Below are 21,168 nucleotides of genomic sequence, written 5' to 3'. Positions count from 1 at the left end.
CGGAGACAGGCGATGATGGAACTGATCGTTTCCCAAGGCCGCATCGGCGACCGCGGCGCGGGAATGATCGAGGGCGCGGCCCGTACGGCGCGTGCGCTGCACGAGCGGTACGGCGTCGAACCGCGGTACGTCGGCACCCCGGCCGGTCCGCGGGACGACGACTGGACGGTCAGCCTCGCGGCCGCGGAGGAGACGCTTTCCGGTTTGGCGGCAGCCGTTTCGGCGAGTGTCGCGGCCGGACGGCGCACGGTGCTCGCGGCCAACACCTGCTCGGCCAGCCTGGCGACGCTGCCGGCCGCGGTCCGGGCCTTCCCGGACTGCGTGGTGCTGTGGATCGACGCGCACGGCGATTTCAACACCCCGGACACCACGGAATCCGGCTACCTCGGCGGAATGGCGCTCGCCGGCGCGTGCGGCCTGTGGGAAAGCGGGCACGGCGCGGGCGTCGACCCCGGCCGGGTCGTCCTCGTCGGCGCGCGCGACCTCGATCCGCCCGAACGCGAGCTGCTGGACAAGGCGGGCGTCCGGATCCTCGCCCCGGCGGAGGCGACCGGGAAGCGGGTCGCGGCGGCGGCCGGCGGCGCGCGGGTGTGGGCGCACATCGACTGGGACGTGCTCGAACCGGGCACCGTGCCCGCCGACTACCACGTGCCGGAGGGCCTTCCGCCGCACCGGATCCGCGAGATTCTCGAGGCGATCCCGGCCGGGGACGTCCTGGGTCTCGAACTCGCCGAATTCGCCGCGACGGGCGACGAAAGCGTCGACGCGCGCGCGACGGAGTCCATTATGGACATGATCGCGCCGGTGTTCGCGACCGCGGCGGTGCGATGAACCAGCGCGCGAATCTTCCGTTCACCAAAATGCACGGGTGCGGCAACGATTTCGTCGTGCTCGACCTGCGGGACGCGCCCGCGCCGTCGCCGGAGCTGTGCCGGGCGCTCGCCGACCGGCACACCGGCGTCGGCTGCGACCTGATCCTCGGGATCCGGCCGCCGCGCAGCGCCTCGGCGGTCGCGGCGTTCGAGATCTGGACCGGAGACGGCGAAAGCTCGCCGCAATGCGGCAACGGCGCCCGCTGCGTCGCCTCCTGGCTCGTCCAGGCCGGGCTGGCGCGTCCGCCGTCGTTCGAGATCGACAGTCCGAGCGGCACGCACCGGGTGGAAGTGCTGGAAGACAACAGGTTCAGCATAGAACTGACTGTCCCCCGGTTCACTCCCGAGCAGATCCCGCTGTCCGGCTTCGCGAGCAGGGACGGCCGGTACGAGGCGGTGCTGGCGGACGGGACTCCGGTCCGCTTCGCCGCGGTGTCCACCGGAAATCCGCACGTCGTGCTCGAAGTCGACGACGCAGGCAGCGCGCCGGTGGCCCGGCTCGGCCCGGCCGTGCGGGCGCTGCCCGGTCTGCCGCCGACGGTCAACGTCGGCTTCGCCGAGCTCGTGGCGCGCGACCGGATCCGGTTGCGGGTCCACGAGTTCGGCGTGGGCGAGACGCTCGCCTGCGGCAGCGGGGCCTGCGCCGCCGCCGCGGTGCTGATCCGGGCCGGACGGCTCGACCGGGACGCGGCGGTCGAGGTGCCCGGCGGGGAACTCCGGATCGGCTGGCCCGCCGAGGAGGAGCCGATCGTGCTGGCCGGCCCGGCCACCACTGTGTACGAAGGAGGATTCCGTCATGCCGCTGTACTCCAGCATTCTTGACGCGATCGGCCGCACGCCGATCGTGCGGCTGAACCGGATGGCGCCCGAGCACGTCTCGGTGTATGTCAAGGTCGAATCGTTCAACCCGGGCGGTTCGGTGAAGGACCGGCTGGCGCTGGCCATCGTCCTCGACGCGGAGGCGAGGGGAGCGCTCAAGCCCGGCGACACGATCGTGGAGTGCACCTCCGGCAACGTCGGCATCGCGCTGGCGATGGTGGCGGCCGCGCGCGGGTACCAGTTCGTCGCGGTCCTCGGCGACACGTACTCGGTGGAGCGGCGCAAGCTGATCCGCGCGTACGGCGGCAAGGTGCTGCTGTTCCCCGGCCATCTCGGCAGCCTCGGCGGCAACCGGATCGCCGACGAACTGGCCGAGAAGCACGGCTGGTTCCGCGCCCGCCAGTTCGAGAACCCGGCGAACCCCGCCTATCACCGGGAGACCACGGCCGCGGAAATCCTCTCCGACTTCGCCGGGAAACGGCTGGACACGTTCGTCACCGGCTTCGGCACCAGCGGCACGATCACCGGCGTCGGGCAGATGCTCAAGCTCGCCCGCCCGGACGTGCGGACTGTCGTGCTGGAGCCGGAAAAGGCGGCCGTGCTGGCCGGGCAGTCGTGGAATCTGCATCAGCTGCAGGGATTGGCTCCGAACTTCGTCCCCGCAGTGCTGGACCGCACGGTGATCGACGAGCTGGTGACGATCGACGACGAGCTGGCCAGGGACACCGCGCGCCGCCTCGCCGCCGAGGAGGGGATCTTCGCCGGCATGTCCGCGGGCGCGACCCTCGCCGCCGCGCTGCGCGAGGCGGAGAACTCGCCCGAGGGCGCGGTGCTGCTCGCGATGCTTCCCGACACCGGCGAACGGTATCTGTCCAGCTTCTGGTTCGAAGGGATCAGCGACGGTTCGGACGACGAATGGCTGGCCTCGCTCGGCGAGTGACGCGCACGCTCGCCCGACCACTGGGGACGCATGATGCACGAGTTCATTCCTCCGGCCACGCGGTTCGCGCGGCTGCCGGAGAGATTCGCGATGAAACGCGGCGGCGTGCTGCACGGCGCGCGCGTCGCCTACGAGACCTTCGGACAGCCCGCCCCGGACGGGGGCAACGTCGTGCTGCTGCTCACCGGTCTTTCGCCGAACGCGCACGCCGCGTCCTGTGCGGAGGACCCGAGCCCGGGCTGGTGGGAGCAGATGGTGGGGCCGGGCAAGCCGATCGACACCGAGCAGTGGCACGTGGTCTGCGTGAACTCGCTCGGCGGCTGCCACGGATCGACCGGACCCGCCTCGGCCGATCCGGCGACCGGGCAGCCGTACCGGCTCGGCTTCCCCGAACTGTCCATTGAGGACATCGCGGACGCCGCGGCGCACACGGTGCGGAGCCTCGGATTCGAGCGGCTGGCGTGCGTCGTCGGCGCGTCGATGGGCGGGATGAGCGCGCTGGCGCTGCTGGCGCGGCACCCGGAGCTGGCGCGCAGCCACGTCAGCATTTCCGCGGCGGCGCATTCGCTGCCGTACTCGATCGCGATCCGTTCCCTGCAACGGGAAGCGATCCGCTCGGATCCACTGTGGAACGACGGCCGCTACGGTCCGGAACGCTACCCGGAACGCGGCATGCTGACCGCGCGCAAAATCGGCATGACCACCTACCGGTCCGCCCGGGAATGGGAACGCCGGTTCGGCCGCGAGAGATCCGGGCCCGGGGACGTCGCGTTCGGCCCGGAGTTCGCCGTCGAGTCCTATCTGGACCATCACGCCCGCCGGTTCGTGCGCCGGTTCGACCCCAACAGCTACCTCTACCTCAGCCGCAGCATGGACTGGTTCGACCTCGGCGAGTTCCGCGGCGCCGCCGAGGCGCTGGCGGCGCTGCGGGTCGACCAGGCGCTGGTGATCGGCACGCAGACGGACATCCTGTTCCCGCTGCACCAGCAGCGGCAGATCGCCGACGGCCTGCGGGCGGGCGGCGCGGACGTGGAATTCCTCGCGCTGGAGTCCGACCTCGGCCACGACGCGTTCCTGGCGGACCTCGACAGTTTCGGGCCGCCGGTGGCGAAATTCCTGTCCACCCTGTGACGGCCCCGGACCGACAAGAGAGCGAGACCGAGTTGGAGAACACCATCGCGCTGGTCACCGGCGCCAACCGCGGCATCGGCTTCGAGATCGTGCGCCAGCTCGCCGAACGCGGCGTCCGCGTGGTGCTGAGCGGGAGGGACGAAGCGGCGGTCGAGACGGCCGCGGCGGGATTGCGCGACACGGGCCTTGCCGTCGAAGGGCTGCGGCTCGACGTCACGGACTCGAAGAGCATCGAGGCCGCCGCGGCGGAGCTGGAAACCCGGCACGGACGGCTCGACGTCCTGGTCAACAACGCCGCCGTGCGGATCGAGAAGTACGGCAAACGGCCGTCGCAGCAGACGCTGGCCGAATGGCGGGAAACCTTCGACACCAACCTGTTCGGCATGGTCGAGACGACGCTGGCGATGCTGCCGCTGATCCGGAAGTCGGCCGCCGGGAGGATCGTCAACGTGTCGAGCCTGCTCGGTTCGCTGACCCTGCACAGCGATCCGGAGTCCTACACCTACAGCGACACCTTCAAGGCGCTTCCGGCTTACAGCGCCACGAAAAGCGCGGTGAACTCGTGGACCGTGCACCTGGCGTACGAGCTGCGGGACACGCCGATCAAGGTCAACTCGGCGCATCCCGGCTACACGAAAACCGGAATGAACGACGGAGCGGGCGACCAGGAACCGCCGGACGGCGCCGTGACCAGCGTCGAACTCGCGCTGCTCGACGAGAACGGGCCGAGCGGCAGCTACGTGCACGCCGGGAAGGTCCTGCCGTGGTGACCCGCACCGTCCCGATCGGGGGAACTGCTCGATGACCACCGTCGCACTCGTGACCGACCGCGTCAGCCTGCCCATCGACTACGACATGCCGCTGCTGCGCGAGGCCTGCGCGCGGACCGGACTCGACACCGAGGTCTGCCCCTGGGAGGACGCCGAGGTCGACTGGGGCCGGTTCGACGCGGTCGTGCTGCGCTCGCCGTGGAACTACGTGGACCAGCTGCCGGACTTCCTGGCCTGGTGCGAGCGGGTCGAGGAGGAGACGCTCCTGCTCAACCCGCTCGCGGTCGCCCGGTGGGCGCTGGACAAGTCGTATCTCGCGGACCTGGCCGCGCTCGGAGTCCCGGTCGTCCCGAGCCGGTTCGCCTCGCCCGGCGACGACCCGGACGTCGTGGTGCGGGAAGTGCTGGACACGCATCCGAACGCGACGGAAATCGTCGTCAAACCGGGAGTCGGCGCGTATTCGCGCAATGTCCGCCGGTTCACCCGTCCGGCGGCGCCGGAGGCCGCCGCGCATCTGTTGAAACTGTTCGGCGAAGGCGGGCACGCGCTGGTCCAGCCGTATTTCGAGTCGGTCGACCGGGACGGCGAAACGAACCTGGTCTACTTCGACCGGCAGTACAGCCACGCGATCCGCAAGGCCGCGATGCTGATGCCGGACGGAACCGTGCACGTCCCGACGCTCGACTTCCGCACCCCGCGCGTCGCCGACGAGGACGAACGCGCGGTCGCGGTCGCCGCCCTCGACGCCGCGGCGAGCCATCTGGGCCTGGACCGCCCGCTGCTGTACGGCCGGGTCGACCTGGTCCGCGACGACCGGGGACAGCCGAGGGTGCTGGAACTCGACATCTGCGAACCGTCGCTCAACCTGCCGTTCGGCGACGGCAGCGCGCTGCGGTTCGCCACCGTTCTCGCCGAGCGGATCGGGGCCTGACCCCGCCCGTTCCGGTCTCGTGCCATCGTGACGAAGGAGTTGTGTGACGTGCGTGTTCTTGGCTACCTGGACGGTTCCGTAGCCGATCCGGACGACCCGCAGATCAAGGTCGCCGACCTGGGCCTGCTCCGCGGCGACGGAGTCTTCGAAACGGTCCTGGTCGAGGACGGCGAACCGCGGGAACTCGACCTGCACCTGGACCGGCTCGCCCGCTCGGCGCGGATGATGGAGCTGCCCGAACCGGACGACGCGCAGTGGGAACGGGCCATCCGCGCGGTGGTCGACGCCTGGCCCGACGACAGCGAAATCGCGATGAAACTCATCTACACCAGGGGTTTGGACAGCGAACCCGGCTCCCCGCCGACGGCCTTCGCGCTCGGACTGGAGATCAGCCCGAAGATGCTGCGCGAACGCACCGAAGGCATCGCCGCGATCACCCTGGAGCGCGGCATCGAACCGGGTATCGCCGAACGCGCGCCGTGGCTGCTGCTGGGCGCGAAGACGTTGTCCTACGCGGTCAACATGGCCGCCCTGCGCGAGGCGAACCGCCGCGGCGCGTCGGACGTCATCTTCACCGCGACCGACGGTTCGGTGCTGGAAGGCCCGACGGTTTCGGTGGTGCTGGTGCGCGACCGGACGCTGTACACGCCGCCGCCGATCATCGGCATCCTGCCCGGGACCACGCAGGCCGCGGTGTACCGGGGAGCCGAGCGCGCCGGGTTCACCGCGAAAATCGAAACGCTGACCGCCGACGACCTTTTCTCGGGCGACGGCGTTTTCGTCGCGTCGTCGGTCCGCAAACTGACCCGGGTGCACACCCTGGACGGCAAAGAACTGCCCGACTCGACCGAATTGCACCGCGAACTGAGCGCGGCCTACGAATCGGTGTACCGGTAGGGATCTTGCCGACCCCGCGCGGAACCGGGCAAGATCGGAACCGGCGATGCCCGCCAGTCTTGCCCGGCGCCGGGCGGGCGGCGGGGAGAATATTCCGGCTGCGGGGAGGATCCGATGCCCGAGGATTCGGTTCTGCCGGCTGTGTCCTACGTATGGGGTGGGCCGTGACCTCGGCTGGGCCTGGGCGGTCCGGTCGCGGTGGTGCGGGGGGTCTTGCTGGCCGGTTCCCTCGGGCGAGGGTTTCTTGGCGGGGTGTCAGCGCTCGGTTCGGTTCTGCGGTTTCCGAGGCTGCCGGATCGAGGATGCGGCGCGCCTTTTCGGCTGCGAGGGGTTGTCGGGGCGGGGGCGGTCGGGTGACCGGTTGCCTTGTCTTCGGGGGTTCGGAGGGCGGTGTTTTGCCGGGGCGTGAGCCGGTCTCCGCCGCTGCGGGCCGTTCTCTGCGCAGTGCTGCTCGGTGCGGAGGTCGTTGCGTGGTGGTCCGCCTTGTTTTCGGGGCTTCCGAGCGGGCTGTTTTGCTGGGGCGTGAGCCGGTCTCCTCCGCCGTGAGCTGTTCTCTGCGCAGTGGTTCTCGCCGCATGGTCATCCGCCGCGTCTTCGCGGCTTCCGAGCGGGCCGTCTTGCCGGGGTGTGAGTCGGTCTCCACCGCCGCGGGCTGTTCTCTGCGCACTGCTTCTCGAGGCGGGGCTTGTCGCTTGATCATTCGCCTTGCCCTCGCGGCTCCGGAGCGTGGTGCTCTGCCGGGGCTTGAGCCGAGCACCATCCCCGCGCCCCGAGTCGTCCCGCGCAATGCTTCTCGCTGCGGGGGTCGCCCCGTGATCGTCCGCCTGGCTCCCGCGCCGCAAGCCGTTCCCCGTGCAGCACCCCTCGGTGCGGAGGTCGCCGCATGACCGCTCGTCCCGCCGTCCCGGAACGGGTGACGCCGTTGCGTCCCGGGCTCGTCCTGATCGGCGTTCTGCTGATCGCCACGAACCTGCGCGCCGCGATCACCACCCTCGGGCCCACCCTGAGCCTCGTCCAGGCCGACCAGGGGCTTTCGTCGGTCGCCGCGTCCGTCCTGGTCAGCGTGCCGCTCATCGCCTTCGCCGTCTGCTCGCCGATCGCGCCCAAGGTCGCCGCGAAGCTCGGGCTCGAGCGGGCGCTCGGCGCGGCGGTGGCGCTGCTCGCGGTCGGGATCCTGCTGCGTTCCACGCCGCCGCAGGTGTTGCTGTGGACCGGGACCGTGCTGCTCGGGGTCGCCATCGCGATCCTGAACGTCCTGCTCCCGGCCCTGGTCAAACGCGATTTCCCGACCCGGATCGGGCCGATCACCGGCACGTACACCGCGGTCCAGTCCGGCGTCGCCGCGATCGCCGCCGGGGTCGCGGTGCCGCTGGCCGGGCAGCAAGCAGGCGGATGGCGGCTGTCGCTGGGAGTCTGGGCCGGGTTGGCCCTTGTCGCGCTCGGCGTTTTCCTCCCGCAACTGCGGCGTTCCGCGACGGCGCCGGCCCTCGCGCCGACCACCGGCGCGGCGCGGCCCTGGACGAGCGCGCTGGCCTGGCAGGTCACCATTTTCATGGGCCTGCAGTCTCTCGCCTTCTACGTGCTGGTGACCTGGCTGTCTTCGATCGAGCACGCCGCGGGCATCAGCTCGGTGACCGCGGGGTTCCACCAGCTGCTGTTCAACCTTTCCGGCCTGGCGGGCAGTCTCGTCTGCTCGGCGCTCATCCACCGGTTGCCGGATCAGCGGGCGATCGCGATTACCGGGTCGTTGCTGCTGACGAGTGCGTTGGCAGGGCTCCTGGCCGCGCCGGGGGCCGCGGTGCTGTGGGCCATCCTCGCCGGACTCGCGGGCGGGATCACGCTGGCGCTGGCGTTGTCCCTGTTCGGATTGCGCACCAAGGACTATTCCGATGCGGGAGCGTTGTCCGGGATGGCGCAGTCCGCGGGGTACACGCTTGCCGCGCTGGGGCCGATCGCGATCGGCGCGATCCACGACGCGACCTCGTCATGGACGCCCGCGCTCGGGGTGATGATCGCGCTTGCGCTGGTGCAGACCGCGTTTGGGGCGTTGGCTTCCCGGCCTCGGACGATTTGATCGTCCAAGGGTGGACAATAAGGACATGATCAACGTCCTCGTCGCCTACGCGGGAAAGCACGGCGGCACCCGTGAAATCGCCGAAGTCATCGGCGAGGAGTTGCGCGCCGCCGAGTTCGCGGTGGACGTGCGTGACGCGGGCGAGATCGACCGGGTCGCCGGGTACGCCGCGGTGGTGGTCGGCAGCGCGCTCTATTACGCGCGGTGGCGGCCCGAAGCGGTGCGGTTGCTGGAGCGGAACACCGAGGCGCTTCGGGCGCGTCCAGTCTGGTTATTCCACAGTGGACCATGTGGCCCTGGCGCGAATCTCACCCGGGTGAGCCTGCCCGCGCGCGTGACCTTGCTGGCCGCCGCGATCGACGCGGGGCGTACCGAGACGTTCGGCGGGCGGCTTGATCCGGCGCTCGCGGACGGTGTGCTGGAAAAACTGATGGCGCGCGGAAACCGGGTCGGCGATTTCCGCGACTGGGACAGAATTCGGGCGTGGGCGCGGGACATCGGCCGGCGGATTCATTCCCGCGTCCCGATCTGAGCGCCGCGCGAAACGCCCGGTTCCTCCGTTTTACCTTGGTATGTCGGGGATGCGCGGTGTCCACATGCGACTCTTGCCTCTCCGCCGCGCCGGGTGTAGACCAAGCCGGTGACCGAAAACGCAGCCGGGGGCAAGGAAAAACGCAAGCTCAGCGCCGATCAGCGGAATTCGTTCCTCGCCGCGTGGCTCGGCTGGAGCATGGACGCGTTCGACTATTTCCTGGTCGTGTTCGTGCTCGCGGACATCGCCAAGGACACATCGTTCGGGGCCACCGCCACCCAGTTGGCGTTCATCACCACCGCGACGCTCGTGATGCGCCCGGTCGGCGCGCTGCTGTTCGGGCTGTGGGCGGACCGGTCCGGACGGCGCGTCCCGCTGATGGTCGACGTCCTGCTGTACTCGGTGGCGGGCGTGCTGTGCGCGGTCGCGCCGAACTTCACCGTGCTGCTCGTCCTGCGGTTCGTCTACGGCATCGGCATGGGCGGCGAATGGGGGCTCGGCGCGGCGCTCGCGATGGAGAAGATCCCGGTGGAGCGGCGCGGGTTCTTCTCCGGGCTGCTGCAGGCCGGCTACTCCGCCGGATATCTGCTCGCCGCGTTGGCATATCTGTTGTTCCACACCGCGCTCGGCCTGGAGTGGCGGTGGATTTTCGTGCTGAGCATCTTCCCGGCGCTGATCAGCCTGCTGATCCGGGCGCGGGTCAAGGAATCCGAGGTGTGGGAGGCGGCGCAGGAGAAGATGCGCGTCACCCGGACGTCGGTCAAGGACGTCCTGCTCAACCCGAAGGTGCTGCGCCGGTTCGGGTACCTCGTGCTGCTGATGACCGCCTTCAACTGGATGTCTCACGGGACGCAGGACCTGTACCCCACGTTCCTGAAGGCGACCGACCACGGCGGCGCGGGGCTGAGCGCGGCGACCAGCACGTGGATCGCCGTGCTGTACAACGTCGGCGCGATCGTCGGCGGACTGGTCTTCGGCTCGCTGTCGGAACGCTTCGGCCGCCGCATGACGATCGTCGGCGCGGCGGTGCTCGGACTGCCGATCGTCCCGATCTTCGCCGTCGACCACGGGGCCGGGATGCTCGCGCTCGGCTCGTTCCTGATGCAGGTCATGGTGCAGGGCGCGTGGGGCGTCATCCCCGCGCACCTGACGGAAATGTCCCCGGACGCGATCCGCGGCTTCTTCCCCGGCGTGACATATCAACTCGGCAACCTGCTGGCCGCGCTGAACCTGCCGATCCAGCAAAGCATCGCCCAGTCGCAGGGCTACCCGGCCGCTCTCCTGTGGACGGTGATCCCGGTGCTCCTCGCGGTCGCCGTGCTGACCGCGCTGGGCAAGGAAGCGAAGTCCATCCGCTTCGGCGGGGAAGGCGCGACCACCGCGCCCGCCGGAACTTCCTGATCTTCCCCCTCCTGCCAGGGCGCCTTGCCGTCGAACAATCGCCGATATATCGTGGGCATATCGGCGATTGTTCGACGACGAAGGAGGAGCACATGACGAGGACCGCAGGCGGAGGACACCTGTTCCGGGGCTTCGGCGGGCCGGAACGTTTCGATGGACCCGGGGTGCCGTTCGGATTCGGCCGCCCCGGGCAGGTTCGCCCTGGTGACGGGGGTCGTGACGGGCGGGGCGAGCGGAGGGCGCGACATCCGGGCGGACCGGGGGAAGGACACGGGTGGCCCGGGCCCGGCGAGGAGCAGGACCGGCAGGGGCAATTCGGTGGGCTGGGGGCTGAGTTCGGCTGGCCTGGGCATCCGGGCTGGCAGGTGGGTGAGCATCCCGTCTCGTCGGGTGTGGCGGGGGAATGGCACGCGCACCCCGGCCATGCCGGTTTGCCGCGTGACCCGGTTGGGCACCACGGGCACCCCGGCCATCCGGGCGGGAACCCCGGCTACCCCGGTGGCGGGGAAGCGTGGGACGACACCGTCCTCCAAGCGCGCGGCGGCTTCCCTCCCGGACCTCCTGGGCCTCCCGGACCGCCTGGACCGCCGCATCGGCCGGGATTTCCCGGGTTTCCTGGCTTCCCTGGGTTTCCCGGCGGACCGGGAGGCCCCGGCGGGTTCTTCGGCGGTCCGCCCCACGGCGGGAGAGGGGGACGAGGTCCGGCCCGTCCGGTGCGGCCGGCCGTGCTCGCTCTTCTCGCTGAGGAGCCGCGGCACGGGTATCAGTTGATGCAGGAGATCCGGCGTCGCACGAATGACGAGTGGCGGCCCAGTCCGGGGTCCATTTACCCGATTCTGCAGCAGCTCGAGGACGAGGGTCTCGTCCGCACGGCCGAGGAGGGCGGCCGGCGCGTCGCGCATCTCACCGAGGCTGGGCGGGAGCACGTCGCGGGGCGCGAGGAGGAGTTCGCCGCGCTGTGGGAGTCTTCGGCTCGCGACGAGGAACCCGGTGCGGACCGGTTCGCTGCGCTGTACCAGCAGATCGGCGAGCTGGCCGGGGCCGCGGCGCAGGTCGCGCACACCGGGAGCGAGGCGCAGTGCGCGGAGGCGCGCAAGATCCTCCGCGAAGCCCGCCGCCGGTTGTACGCGCTGCTCGCGGACGACGATTCCGACGAATGAAAACCCGCCGGTTGGCGAGTCCATTGTGGACTCGCCAACCGGCGGTCACCTCGGGGCACAACCGGAGGTGGTTCGGGCGCGCGTGTCGGTTGTTGGACGGCGGCGCGGTGCGACGGGTCCAATGCGGCCATGCCATCGTTTGTCCACCTGCACGTCCATACCGAGTATTCGATGCTGGACGGTGCGGCGAAGATCGGTCCGTTGTTCGCGGAGGCTGCTCGGTTGGGGATGCCCGCGGTGGGGATGACCGATCACGGGAACATGTACGGCGGGGACGAGTTTTATCAGACGTCGAAGAAGCACGGGATCAAGCCGGTCATCGGGATCGAGGCGTATGTGGCGCCGGAGTCGCGGTTTCACAAGAAGCCGGTGTTCTGGGGGCAGGCGTCGCAGCGGGGGTCGGACGAGTTCGGCGAGGGCGGCGACGTGTCGGGCGGCGGTGCGTATACGCACATGACGATGGTGGCGGGGAACGCGACGGGGTTGCGGAATCTGTTCAAGCTGTCGTCGCTGGCGTCGATTCAGGGGTATTACCGCAAGCCGCGGATGGACCGGGAGCTGATCGCGGAGAACGCGGAGGGGATCATCGCGACGACGGGGTGTCCGTCGGGCGAGGTGCAGACGCGGTTGCGGCTGGGGCAGCGGGAGGCGGCGATCCAGGCGGCGTCGGATTACAAGGACATTTTCGGCGCGGGGAATTTCTATCTGGAGCTGATGGACCACGGGTTGCCGATCGAGCGGTCGGTGCGGGAGGGGCTGCTGGAGATCGGGAGGCTGCTGGACCTGCCGCCGCTGGCGACCAATGACTCGCATTATGTGACGAAGGACCAGGCGGACACGCATTCGGCGTTGTTGTGCGTGCAGGCGGGGAAGACGCTGAACGATCCGACGCGGTTCAAGTTCGACGGGGACGGTTATTTCCTGAAGTCCGCGGAGGAGATGCGCGAGTACTGGGACAAGGAGGTCCCGGGGGCGGCGGACAACACGCTGCTGATCGCGGAGCGGGTGGAGTCGTATGAGGACGTGTACGCGCACAAGGACCGGATGCCGGTCTTCGACGTCCCCGAGGGCCACACCGAAGCCTCCTGGCTGCGCCACCAGGTCGCCGAGGGGCTCAAATGGCGGTTCCCGGACGGCATCCCGGACGGCTACGAGGAACGCTGCGACTACGAACTCAACGTCATCGAGGGCAAGGGCTTCCCGGCCTACTTCCTGATCGTCGCCGACCTGATCCAGCACGCGCGGGAGGTCGGCATCCTGGTCGGCCCCGGCCGTGGTTCCGCGGCGGGCGCGCTCGTCGCGTACGCGCTCGGCATCACGAACCTCGACCCGATCCCGCAGAAGCTGCTGTTCGAGCGGTTCCTGAACCCGGAGCGCATGTCGATGCCCGACATCGACATCGACTTCGACGACCGCCGGCGCGGCGAAATGATCCGGTACGCCACCGAGAAGTACGGCGCGGACCGGGTCGCACAGGTGATCACCTTCGGCACGATTAAGACCAAGGCGGCGATCAAGGACTCCGCCCGCGTGCACTTCGGCCAGCCGGGCTACTCGATCGCGGACAAGATCTCGAAGGCGCTGCCGCCGCCGATCATGGCGAAGGACATCCCCCTGTCCGGCATCGTCGACTCGAAGCACGAGCGCTACGCCGAGGCCGCGGAGGTCCGCACGCTCGTCGAGACCGACGAAGAGTGCAAGACGATCTTCGAGACCGCGCGCGGCCTCGAAGGCCTGATCCGCAACGCCGGCGTGCACGCCTGCGCGGTGATCATGTCGAGCGAGCCGCTCACCGACGCGATCCCGGTGTGGCAGCGCGACGACGGCTCGATCATCACCGGCTGGGACTACCCGTCGTGCGAGGCCATCGGCCTGCTGAAGATGGACTTCCTCGGCCTGCGCAACCTGACCGTCATCGGCGACGCGATCGACAACATCAAGGCCAACCGCGGCGAAGACATCGATCTCGACCGGCTGGCCACCGACGATCCGGAAACCTTCGCCCTGCTGGTCCGCGGCGACAGTCTCGGAGTGTTCCAATTGGACGGTGGCGCGATGCGGGATCTGTTGCGCCGCATGCGTCCCACGGGATTCGAGGACATCGTGGCCGTCAACGCGCTCTACCGGCCAGGCCCCATGGCGATGAACACGCACAACAACTACGCCGACCGCAAGAACAACCGGCAGGCCGTCGAACCGATCCATCCGGAACTGGAGGAACCGCTGCGCGAGATCCTCGCCGAAACGCACGGTCTGGTGGTGTACCAGGAACAGATCATGCAGATCGCGCAAAAGGTCGCGGGCTACTCGATGGGCCGGGCGGACGTGCTGCGCCGCGCGATGGGCAAGAAGAAAAAGGAAGTCCTGGAAAAGGAATTCGCGGGCTTCCGGGCCGGGATGCTCGGCAACGGCTTCTCCGCCGAGGCCGTGCAAGCGTTGTGGGACACGATCCTGCCGTTCGCGGGCTACGCCTTCAACAAGTCGCACGCCGCCGGTTACGCGCTGGTCGGCTACTGGACCGCGTATCTGAAGGCGAACTACACCGCGGAGTACATGGCCGCGCTGCTCACCTCGGTCGGCGACAACAAGGACAAGTCGGCGATCTATCTGTCGGAGTGCCGCCGGCTGGGGATCAAGGTGCTGCCGCCGGACGTGAACGAGTCGGCTCTGCGGTTCGCGGCCGTCGGGAACGACATCCGGTTCGGCCTGGGCGCGGTGCGCAACGTGGGCGCGAACCTGGTGGAGTCGATCATCAAGACGCGCGAGGAGAAGGGCAAGTACTCCTCGTTCACCGATTTCCTGGACAAGTCGGAGCTGGTGGCCTGCAACAAGCGGGTGATCGAATCGCTGATCAAGGCGGGCGCGTTCGATTCGATGGGGCACACGCGGCTGTCGATGATCCAGGTGCACGAGGACGCGGTGGAAGCCGTCGTCCCGCTCAAACGCCAGGAAGCGATGGGCCAATTCGACCTCTTCGGCGGCGAAAACGAAGAACCGGCGTCCTCTCCGTTGGCGCACGTGAAATTCACCGCCGAAGAGTGGCCGCGCAAGCAGCTGCTCGCGCACGAACGGGACATGCTCGGCCTTTACGTTTCGGCGCATCCCTTGGACGGGGCCGAGGGCGTCCTCCGCAAACACGCACCGCGCCCGATCGCGGCGATCATCGACAACCCGCCGAAGGAAGGCGAACTCGTCGTCGCCGGATTGATCACCTCGCTGGAGCGGCGGGTGAACAAAAAAGGCGAACCGTGGGCGATCTGCACGATCGAGGATTTGGACGCGTCTCTGGAAGTGCTGTTCTTCGCCAAATCGTACGCGTTGTGCGCTGCGGATCTGGTGGAGGACAACGCGGTGCTGGTGAAGGGCCGGGTCAACTGGCGGGAGGACAAAATGTCGGTCTTCGGGGCGAATCTGGCGCCTTTGGACCTGACGGAACTCGGTGAAGCGCCGCTGGTGCTGCACACGCGGGCGGAGAAGGTGACGCTGCCGGTGGTGCTGGAACTCAAGCAGACTTTGCGGGCACACCAGGGAAACACGCCGGTGCACCTGCACGTGGGAGAGCGGCGTTACGCGCTCGACGGCTACTCGGTCAAGGTGACCCCGGCGCTGCTCGGCGAGGTGAAGACGATCCGGGGAATCACGGTGGGTTCGTGAGCGGCGATGCCGGGGAGAACCGCCGCTCACGACTCCCTTCGGCTGGGACTCGTGAGCGCCTATGCCGGTTCTCCCCGGCGCCAGCGCTCACGAGCCCCTTCCCTCAGCGCTTCAGCCCGTGTTCGATCGCCTCGATGATCCGCGGCCGCAGCTGCGCCGTGCTGACGATCGCGTCCACCGACCCGACCTCGACCGCGCGCTGGATGCTGTGCACCCGGTCGAACTCCGACGCCACCTCGCCGAGCTTCTCCGACCGCACCGACGACGTGACCTCAGCCAGCTCGGCCGCGCACGCCGCCCGTTCCGCCCCGCTCAGCTCGCCGAGCCGTTTCTGCAGCTCAGCCACCCGCGGATCGTTCGCCGTCCGGGTCTTCACCTCGCCCGCGAACACCACCGCGGCCGCCGGGGCGCCGCCCAGCACCGAGGCGAACGAGCCCTCCAGCGCCAGCACCGTCATGTTCGGGTTCAGCGCCTTCGAGAACACCACGAACGCCCCGCCGTGGTAGCGCGAGATCACCGTGAACACGATCGGGCCCTCGAAGTTCACGATCGCGCGGCCGATCTCGGCCCCGTACTCCAGCTGGAGCTTCTTCATCGACTCCGGCGAGCCGTCGAAGCCGGACAGATTCGCCAGCACCACCAGCGGACGGTTGCCGCTCGCCGCGTTGATCGCGCGCGCCGCCTTCTTCGACGACTTCGGGAACAGCGTGCCCGCGGTGAACGTGTCCGGGCCGTCGGTGGGCGGGAAGCCGCGGCGCGGCACCGAACGCGATTCGATGCCCAGCAGGCACACCGGGTGGCCGCCGATGTGCACGTCCTGCACCGCGGCGGTGTCCGCGTCCGCCATGCCCGCCCAGCGTTCCAGCACCGGGTGGTCCTGGTCCGACAGCGCGCGCATCACCGTGCGGATGTCGAACGGCTTCTTGCGGTCCGGGTTGTGCTCGGCGGAGAAGATCTGGCCCACCGTGGTGAAGTCGCTGCCGACGACGGCGTGCGGGTAGTCCGACACGTCGCGGGTCGCCGGGTCGGTCGTGACCGCCTTGCGCGGGCCCGTTTCGCCCGGCACGACGTAGGTGTGCGCGTAGTGCGCCATCAGCACGTCGCGCGCCCCGGCGAGGTTCGGCGCCCAGTACTGCGCCTGCCCGTTCGGGCCCATCACGCGGTCGTAGCCGCCGATGCCGAAGTTGTCCTCGGCCGACACGCCGCCGGAGAAGTCCAGCGACTGCTTGCCGGTGAGCACCATCGCCGAATCCGGCGTCATCACCAGGATGCCCTTGGTGTGCATGAGCATCGTGGCCTCGGCGTTCCAGTACGGCTGCGCGCCCACGGTGATCCCGGCGACCACGATGTTGATCTCGCCGCCGTCCTGGGTGAACTCCACGATCCGCTTCAGCGCGGCCGCGACCCAGTCCATGTTCTCGGTGCCGGACTCCATCGAGATCCGCGCGCCGGACGACAGCGCGAACCATTCGACCGGGACCCGCAGCTCCTGCGCCAGGTTCAGCGCCGCGATCACCCGCGTGCACTCCGGTTCGGCGAGCGCGCCGAGCGACTTCGTCGGGTCGCCCAGCAGCACCACGCGCTTGACGCCCTCGGGCACCAGGTCGGTCGGCGTGCTGACCACGCCGGCCACGAGCCCGGCCTTGTTCTGCCCGCGCGGCCGGTCGACCGGCACGAGCGCGCCGGTGTCGTCGAGGTCGTGCTCCACGAAGGACCCGCCGCCGGCCAGCAGGTCGGTCAGCTCGTACGGGTACACCGTGTCGCGGCGGGCCGCGCGCAGCACCTTCTGCCGGTAGTCGTCCAGCGGCTGCACCGGTTCGGTGCTCGGGGCCTCGACCGTGAGCCGCACGCCCGCGCCGACCTCGTTGCGGACGGTCACCGCGACGTCGGTCAGCTCGCCGGTTTCGGCGTTCCGCTGGCGGGCGAGGAACTGGATCTCCTCCAGGCCCGCGCCCGCGGTGGTCGGCAGCACGCGGCGGGCGAGCAGGTTCAGCTCGTCCATGGTCAGGTCGCTCGGCGGCCACACGTAGATGACGATCCGGTTGGTGTCGAACCGGTTCTTCGCCGGACGCCGCGCCTGCGCGTTGCGGACCGCGTCGAGGCACGCGGCGAGCGTGTCCTCGGCCGAGGGCAGCGACACGAGCCTGCCGTCCGCCTCGCGCAGCGGCGTGAGGTCGCGGACCTGCGCCATCGCGATCAGCCGCTCGTCGGCCGGGTTCGTCTTCGCGGTGCCGGTGAACAGGTAGACCTCTTCGTCCGCCGACGGCAGCCGGGTCAGGTCGAATTCCTGCAGCCGCTCCAGCTGGAGCCGCTCGGCGACGCGCGGGTGCAGCCCGCGGATCACCCGGTCCTCGGCGAACCCGGATTCGGTGCGGCGGAAGGTGAAGTGGTGGTGCATCACCGCGCCGCCGCCCCCGGCGACGGTGGTGACGACCCGGTCGACATCGGCCGGAAGCGGTTGCGCCGCCACGATTTCGCCCAGCTTCGCGGCCATCGCGTCGCTGTCCGGCTGGTCCGTCCACTTGAGATAGACGTCCGCGGCGACCGGCGCCCCGGCGCCGGCCGACAGTTCGGCGACCGCGCGCATCGCGTCCGGCAGCTGCGGGAAGTCGACCGCGGTGGTGACCACGCGCGCCGGTTCGGGGTGCTCCGCGGTGACGAACGAGCAGCCCGCGACCTCGCGCACGCGCACGTCGGTGAGCGCCTTGTTGCCGTAGTAGCGCCGGGTCAGCACCTCGAGCATCGGGGCCGGGTCCGCGCCCGGCCGCCCGATCCGCTGGCCGAGCAGCCGCACCAGCGGCTCGTTGCTCGACACCATGCCGGAGATCCGCTCGGCGCGGTCGGGCGCGTCCGGGTTGCGGTCGAGATAGCGCAGGTGGCCGCGGATCTCGGCGTACACCTCGGCGCGGGCCCGGCGCAGCATCGGCTGCGCGAACCAGCGGAACACCACGCCGCGGGCGAGGTCGCTGACCGCCGGGAACCGCAGCTGCGTGGCGGCGACCAGGTGCTCCAGCGCGAGCCCGGCCGCCTCGCGCAGCTCGGCCGAGGGCGGGGCCTCGGCGAGCCACTGCCGCAGCAGCGCGGACACGATCGCGCTGTCGCTCGAAGCCCGTTGCTGGGCAAGGAAAATCCGGAAGACCGCCTCTTCCAGCTCCGGCGTGCGCTCGAGGTCGCCGACGCCGTAGTGGCCGAGCACGCGGCGCAGCCTGCCCTGGAATTTCTCCGGCAGCCCGGCCCGCTCGACGTCGAGGCTCTGCAGATAGGTGTGGAAGTACTCGCGGGCGCTGTGCACCGGGCTCGACGCGCTGAGGTCGTCGTCGGCGGGCTTGTTGCGGCTCAGCTCGGACAGGTCGGCGAACACGTCCAGCAGTTCGAGCTCGCCCTCCAGCGGACGCGCCGGCAGCTGCGCGCGCGCCGCCAGGTAGCCGCTGAGCACGCGGCCCTGGTCGTGCGGGTCGACGTCGAACCCGAGCAGCAGGCTGCGCAGGTCCTGCCTGCCGCGCTCGACCCGGTCGGCCGCGCTCGTGCCGTCCTGCTCGGCGGGCAGGTCGATTTCGGCGGTCTCGGTCTGCGCGGCGGCCTCGTCCTCGGAGCCGTCGGCCAGCGGCTCGAGCCGCAGCAGCGGCGCCCCGGTCTCCACCTGGCTGCCGATCGACACCGGGAGTTCCTTGACCCGGGCCCGGAACGGCGCGCGCAGCACCGTCTCCATCTTCATGCTTTCCAGCACGAGCACCGGCGCGCCGGATTCGACCTCGTCGTCCACCGCGACCGGCGTGGCGACCACCAGCGCGGGCGCGGGGGAGCGGACGACGCCGCCCTCGTCGCGGCTGATCCGGTGCGTGACGCCGTCGACCTCGACCAGGTGGATCGGCCCGTGCGTGCCGGTGACGAGCCGGAACCGCGTGCCGTTGACGGTGATCTGGCCGCTGTACTCGTCGAACCGCTCAAGCTCGACGTCGGCCTGGTGCACGTCGCCGCCGCCGCTGACGCCGACCCGGAACCGCTTCGGGCCGGTGCGCGCGACGGTGACGCGGTAGGACGCGCCGCGCAGTTTCAGGTCCAGCGGCCGGATTTCGTGGCGCACCTGCGGACGGCCGCCGAACGCGGTGGACAGCAGGCGCTGCCGCCCGACTTCTTCGTCGTCCTCGTAGGCCTCGATCGCCGCCGCGGCGAGCGCGACCGCGGAATGCCGCGTGGTGACGAGCCGGCCTTCGGCGCGGACGCGGTCGATCCAGCCGGTGTCCGCGCTGGCGTCGATCACCTCGGGCTGGTCGAGCAGGTCGAGCACGAAGCTCTTGTTGGTGGCTCCGCCCTCGATGAGCACGGACGTCTCGGCCATCGCCCGGCGCAGCCGCGCGAGCGCCTGGTCGCGGTCGCGGCCGTAGGCGATGATCTTGGCGATCATCGAGTCGAAGTCGGCGGGGATGGTGTCGCCCTCGCTGACGCCGGTGTCGACCCGGATGCCCGGGCCGGCGGGCAGCAGCAGCCGCGCGATGCGGCCCGGGGACGGCGCGAAGTCGCGGTCCGGGTCCTCGGCGTTGAGCCGCGCTTCGACGGCGTGCCCGGACTCTTCCGGCTGGGCGCCTTCGAGCTTGCCGCCGGACGCGACGTGCAGCTGCAGCCGGACCAGGTCGGTGCCGGTGGTGATCTCGGTGATCGGGTGCTCGACCTGGAGCCGGGTGTTGACCTCGAGGAAGGCGAACATCCGGTCGCCGGGGTGGTAGAGGAATTCGACGGTGCACGCGCCGCGGTAGCCGACCGCGACCGCGAGCCGCTCGGCCGACGCCTTCAGCTCGGCGGTCTGGTCCGCGCCGAGCACCGGCGAGGCGGACTCCTCGATGATCTTCTGGTTGCGCCGCTGCACCGAGCAGTCGCGGACGCCGAGCGCCCACGCGGTCTCGCCGTCGGAGATCACCTGGACCTCGACGTGCCGCGCGCCGGTGACCAGCCGCTCCAGGAACACGACGCCGCTGCCGAACGCGCGCAGCGCCTCCTGGCTGGTGCGCTCGTACGCCTCGGTGAGGTCGTCCGCCGATTCCACCTTGCGGATGCCGCGCCCGCCGCCGCCCGCGGTGGCCTTGAGCATCAGCGGGTAGCCGATCTTGTCGCCCGCCGCCAGCGCCTCCTCGAGCGTCGCGACCTCGCCGCCGCTCCACGGGGCGACCGGGACGCCGACCTCCTCGGCGATCAGCTTCGCGCCGATCTTGTCGCCGAGCTTGCGCATCGCGTCCGCGCTCGGGCCGACGAAGGCGACGCCGATCTTCTCGCACAGTTCGGCGAACGCCGGGTCCTCGGCGACGAAGCCCCAGCCGACCCACGCCGCGTCGGCCTTGGTCTCGACCAGGGCCTTCTCCAGTTTGGCGAGGTCGAGGTAGGGCCGCGCGGAGGCGGGGCCGAGCGAATAGGCGACGTCGGCTTCGCGGACGAAAGTCGCGGTGGCGTCCGCGTCCGTGTAGAGCGCGACCGTCTCGATCCGTCGCCCGGTCTCGGCGGACAAGTCCCGGACGGCGTGGATCAACCGCATCGCGGCCTCTCCGCGGTTGACGATGGCGACGCGATTGAACACGGACAAAGCCTCCCAGTGAACCGACTGCACGCACGCACAGCAGGCGACGCCGGACCCGCCGGAACGTCGCCTGTCTTCGTCGTACACATTGCTCCCTTACCGCCGGGTACACCAATGTCGCGGATGGCGCATGCCGCGCCTGCCGGTTTGTAGGAACCCGCCAAAAACGGCTCGTGTCACGTCGTCCGGGCCTCGTTTCTCGCGAGGTATGCCACAAATCACGCCCGGTCGGCGGCGGCTGGACGGCCGGCCGTTCCCAGGGGGTCGGACAGGGGTCACCCGCAGTTCAGGCGGCGGTGCGGAGGGCGCCCGGACGAACCGGAGCTGAGGCTCCCCTGAGGTGGGAAATTGTGACCCTTGACACTCCTCGCGGGGCCCCCTACGGTCCGAGTAATCGATTTCTCGACGCGCGGCGGGCCGA

General features: G+C 70.1%; 13 protein-coding genes. 12 read left to right on the top strand and 1 reads right to left on the bottom strand.

Annotated features, from left to right (window positions below; translation table 11 throughout):
- Nucleotides 1-12: 12 nt before the first annotated feature.
- From F9C11_RS34700 to dnaE, 12 genes are all read left to right on the top strand, one after another.
- Entirely contained in the window at nucleotides 13-831 is an 819-nt protein-coding gene (locus F9C11_RS34700) for an arginase family protein (protein ID WP_409181587.1), read from the top strand.
- On the top strand, nucleotides 828-1,694 hold the full coding sequence (dapF, locus tag F9C11_RS34695; protein WP_409181586.1) for a diaminopimelate epimerase: 867 nt from the start codon (nucleotides 828-830) through the stop codon (nucleotides 1,692-1,694). Before F9C11_RS34700 ends, dapF begins: the two co-directional genes overlap by 4 nt.
- The gene (gene cysK, locus F9C11_RS34690; RefSeq protein ID WP_409181585.1) at nucleotides 1,669-2,631 is read left to right on the top strand and encodes a cysteine synthase A; all 963 of its coding nucleotides are present in this window, start codon (nucleotides 1,669-1,671) and stop codon (nucleotides 2,629-2,631) included. The genes dapF and cysK overlap by 26 nt, the downstream gene beginning before the upstream one ends.
- 33 nt (nucleotides 2,632-2,664) lie before the next feature.
- Complete coding sequence (locus F9C11_RS34685) at nucleotides 2,665-3,762, top strand: homoserine O-acetyltransferase (RefSeq protein ID WP_409181584.1); 1,098 nt, start codon at nucleotides 2,665-2,667, stop codon at nucleotides 3,760-3,762.
- Between the two features lie 32 nt (nucleotides 3,763-3,794).
- Nucleotides 3,795-4,532 (top strand): SDR family oxidoreductase, encoded by a 738-nt coding sequence (locus tag F9C11_RS34680; protein WP_409181583.1) that lies wholly within the window; start codon nucleotides 3,795-3,797, stop codon nucleotides 4,530-4,532.
- Between the two features lie 31 nt (nucleotides 4,533-4,563).
- Nucleotides 4,564-5,463, top strand: a complete 900-nt coding sequence (locus F9C11_RS34675; RefSeq protein ID WP_409181582.1) for a RimK family alpha-L-glutamate ligase — start codon at nucleotides 4,564-4,566, stop codon at nucleotides 5,461-5,463.
- Between the two features lie 48 nt (nucleotides 5,464-5,511).
- Complete coding sequence (locus F9C11_RS34670) at nucleotides 5,512-6,360, top strand: aminodeoxychorismate lyase (protein ID WP_409181581.1); 849 nt, start codon at nucleotides 5,512-5,514, stop codon at nucleotides 6,358-6,360.
- An 883-nt stretch (nucleotides 6,361-7,243) separates the two neighbouring features.
- Complete coding sequence (locus F9C11_RS34665) at nucleotides 7,244-8,434, top strand: CynX/NimT family MFS transporter (protein ID WP_409181580.1); 1,191 nt, start codon at nucleotides 7,244-7,246, stop codon at nucleotides 8,432-8,434.
- 25 nt (nucleotides 8,435-8,459) lie between these two features.
- Entirely contained in the window at nucleotides 8,460-8,966 is a 507-nt protein-coding gene (locus F9C11_RS34660; protein WP_409181579.1) for a flavodoxin domain-containing protein, read from the top strand.
- A 198-nt stretch (nucleotides 8,967-9,164) separates the two neighbouring features.
- Nucleotides 9,165-10,367, top strand: coding sequence for an MFS transporter (locus tag F9C11_RS34655; protein WP_409187035.1), 1,203 nt, complete (start codon nucleotides 9,165-9,167; stop codon nucleotides 10,365-10,367).
- A 725-nt stretch (nucleotides 10,368-11,092) separates the two neighbouring features.
- Nucleotides 11,093-11,527: a PadR family transcriptional regulator gene (locus F9C11_RS34650; RefSeq protein WP_409181578.1), complete on the top strand. Its 435-nt coding sequence runs from the start codon at nucleotides 11,093-11,095 to the stop codon at nucleotides 11,525-11,527.
- Nucleotides 11,528-11,656: 129 nt separating this feature from the next.
- Nucleotides 11,657-15,181, top strand: coding sequence for a DNA polymerase III subunit alpha (gene dnaE / locus F9C11_RS34645; RefSeq protein ID WP_409181577.1), 3,525 nt, complete (start codon nucleotides 11,657-11,659; stop codon nucleotides 15,179-15,181).
- A 103-nt stretch (nucleotides 15,182-15,284) separates the two neighbouring features.
- Here dnaE and F9C11_RS34640 read toward each other — a convergent pair whose 3' ends face one another.
- Complete coding sequence (locus F9C11_RS34640) at nucleotides 15,285-20,747, bottom strand: biotin carboxylase N-terminal domain-containing protein (protein ID WP_409181576.1); 5,463 nt, start codon at nucleotides 20,745-20,747, stop codon at nucleotides 15,285-15,287.
- Nucleotides 20,748-21,168 lie beyond the last annotated feature (421 nt).

The sequence above is a fragment of the Amycolatopsis sp. VS8301801F10 genome (assembly GCF_046195355.1).
In the GTDB taxonomy this organism is placed as follows: domain Bacteria; phylum Actinomycetota; class Actinomycetes; order Mycobacteriales; family Pseudonocardiaceae; genus Amycolatopsis.
Note: the sequence above shows the minus strand (reverse complement) of the source record. Positions and strands in the feature narration are given on the sequence as shown.

Bases quoted from the DNA above. Each gene is read 5' to 3' on its own strand.
- F9C11_RS34700 (WP_409181587.1), top strand. From the start codon at position 13: ATGATGGAACTGATCGTTTCCCAAGGCCGCATCGGCGACCGCGGCGCG.
- F9C11_RS34660 (WP_409181579.1), top strand. From the start codon at position 8,460: ATGATCAACGTCCTCGTCGCCTACGCGGGAAAGCACGGCGGCACCCGT.
- F9C11_RS34655 (WP_409187035.1), top strand. From the start codon at position 9,165: ATGGACGCGTTCGACTATTTCCTGGTCGTGTTCGTGCTCGCGGACATC.
- F9C11_RS34665 (WP_409181580.1), top strand. From the start codon at position 7,244: ATGACCGCTCGTCCCGCCGTCCCGGAACGGGTGACGCCGTTGCGTCCC.
- F9C11_RS34685 (WP_409181584.1), top strand. From the start codon at position 2,665: ATGCACGAGTTCATTCCTCCGGCCACGCGGTTCGCGCGGCTGCCGGAG.
- dapF (WP_409181586.1), top strand. From the start codon at position 828: ATGAACCAGCGCGCGAATCTTCCGTTCACCAAAATGCACGGGTGCGGC.
- F9C11_RS34675 (WP_409181582.1), top strand. From the start codon at position 4,564: ATGACCACCGTCGCACTCGTGACCGACCGCGTCAGCCTGCCCATCGAC.
- dnaE (WP_409181577.1), top strand. From the start codon at position 11,657: ATGCCATCGTTTGTCCACCTGCACGTCCATACCGAGTATTCGATGCTG.
- cysK (WP_409181585.1), top strand. From the start codon at position 1,669: ATGCCGCTGTACTCCAGCATTCTTGACGCGATCGGCCGCACGCCGATC.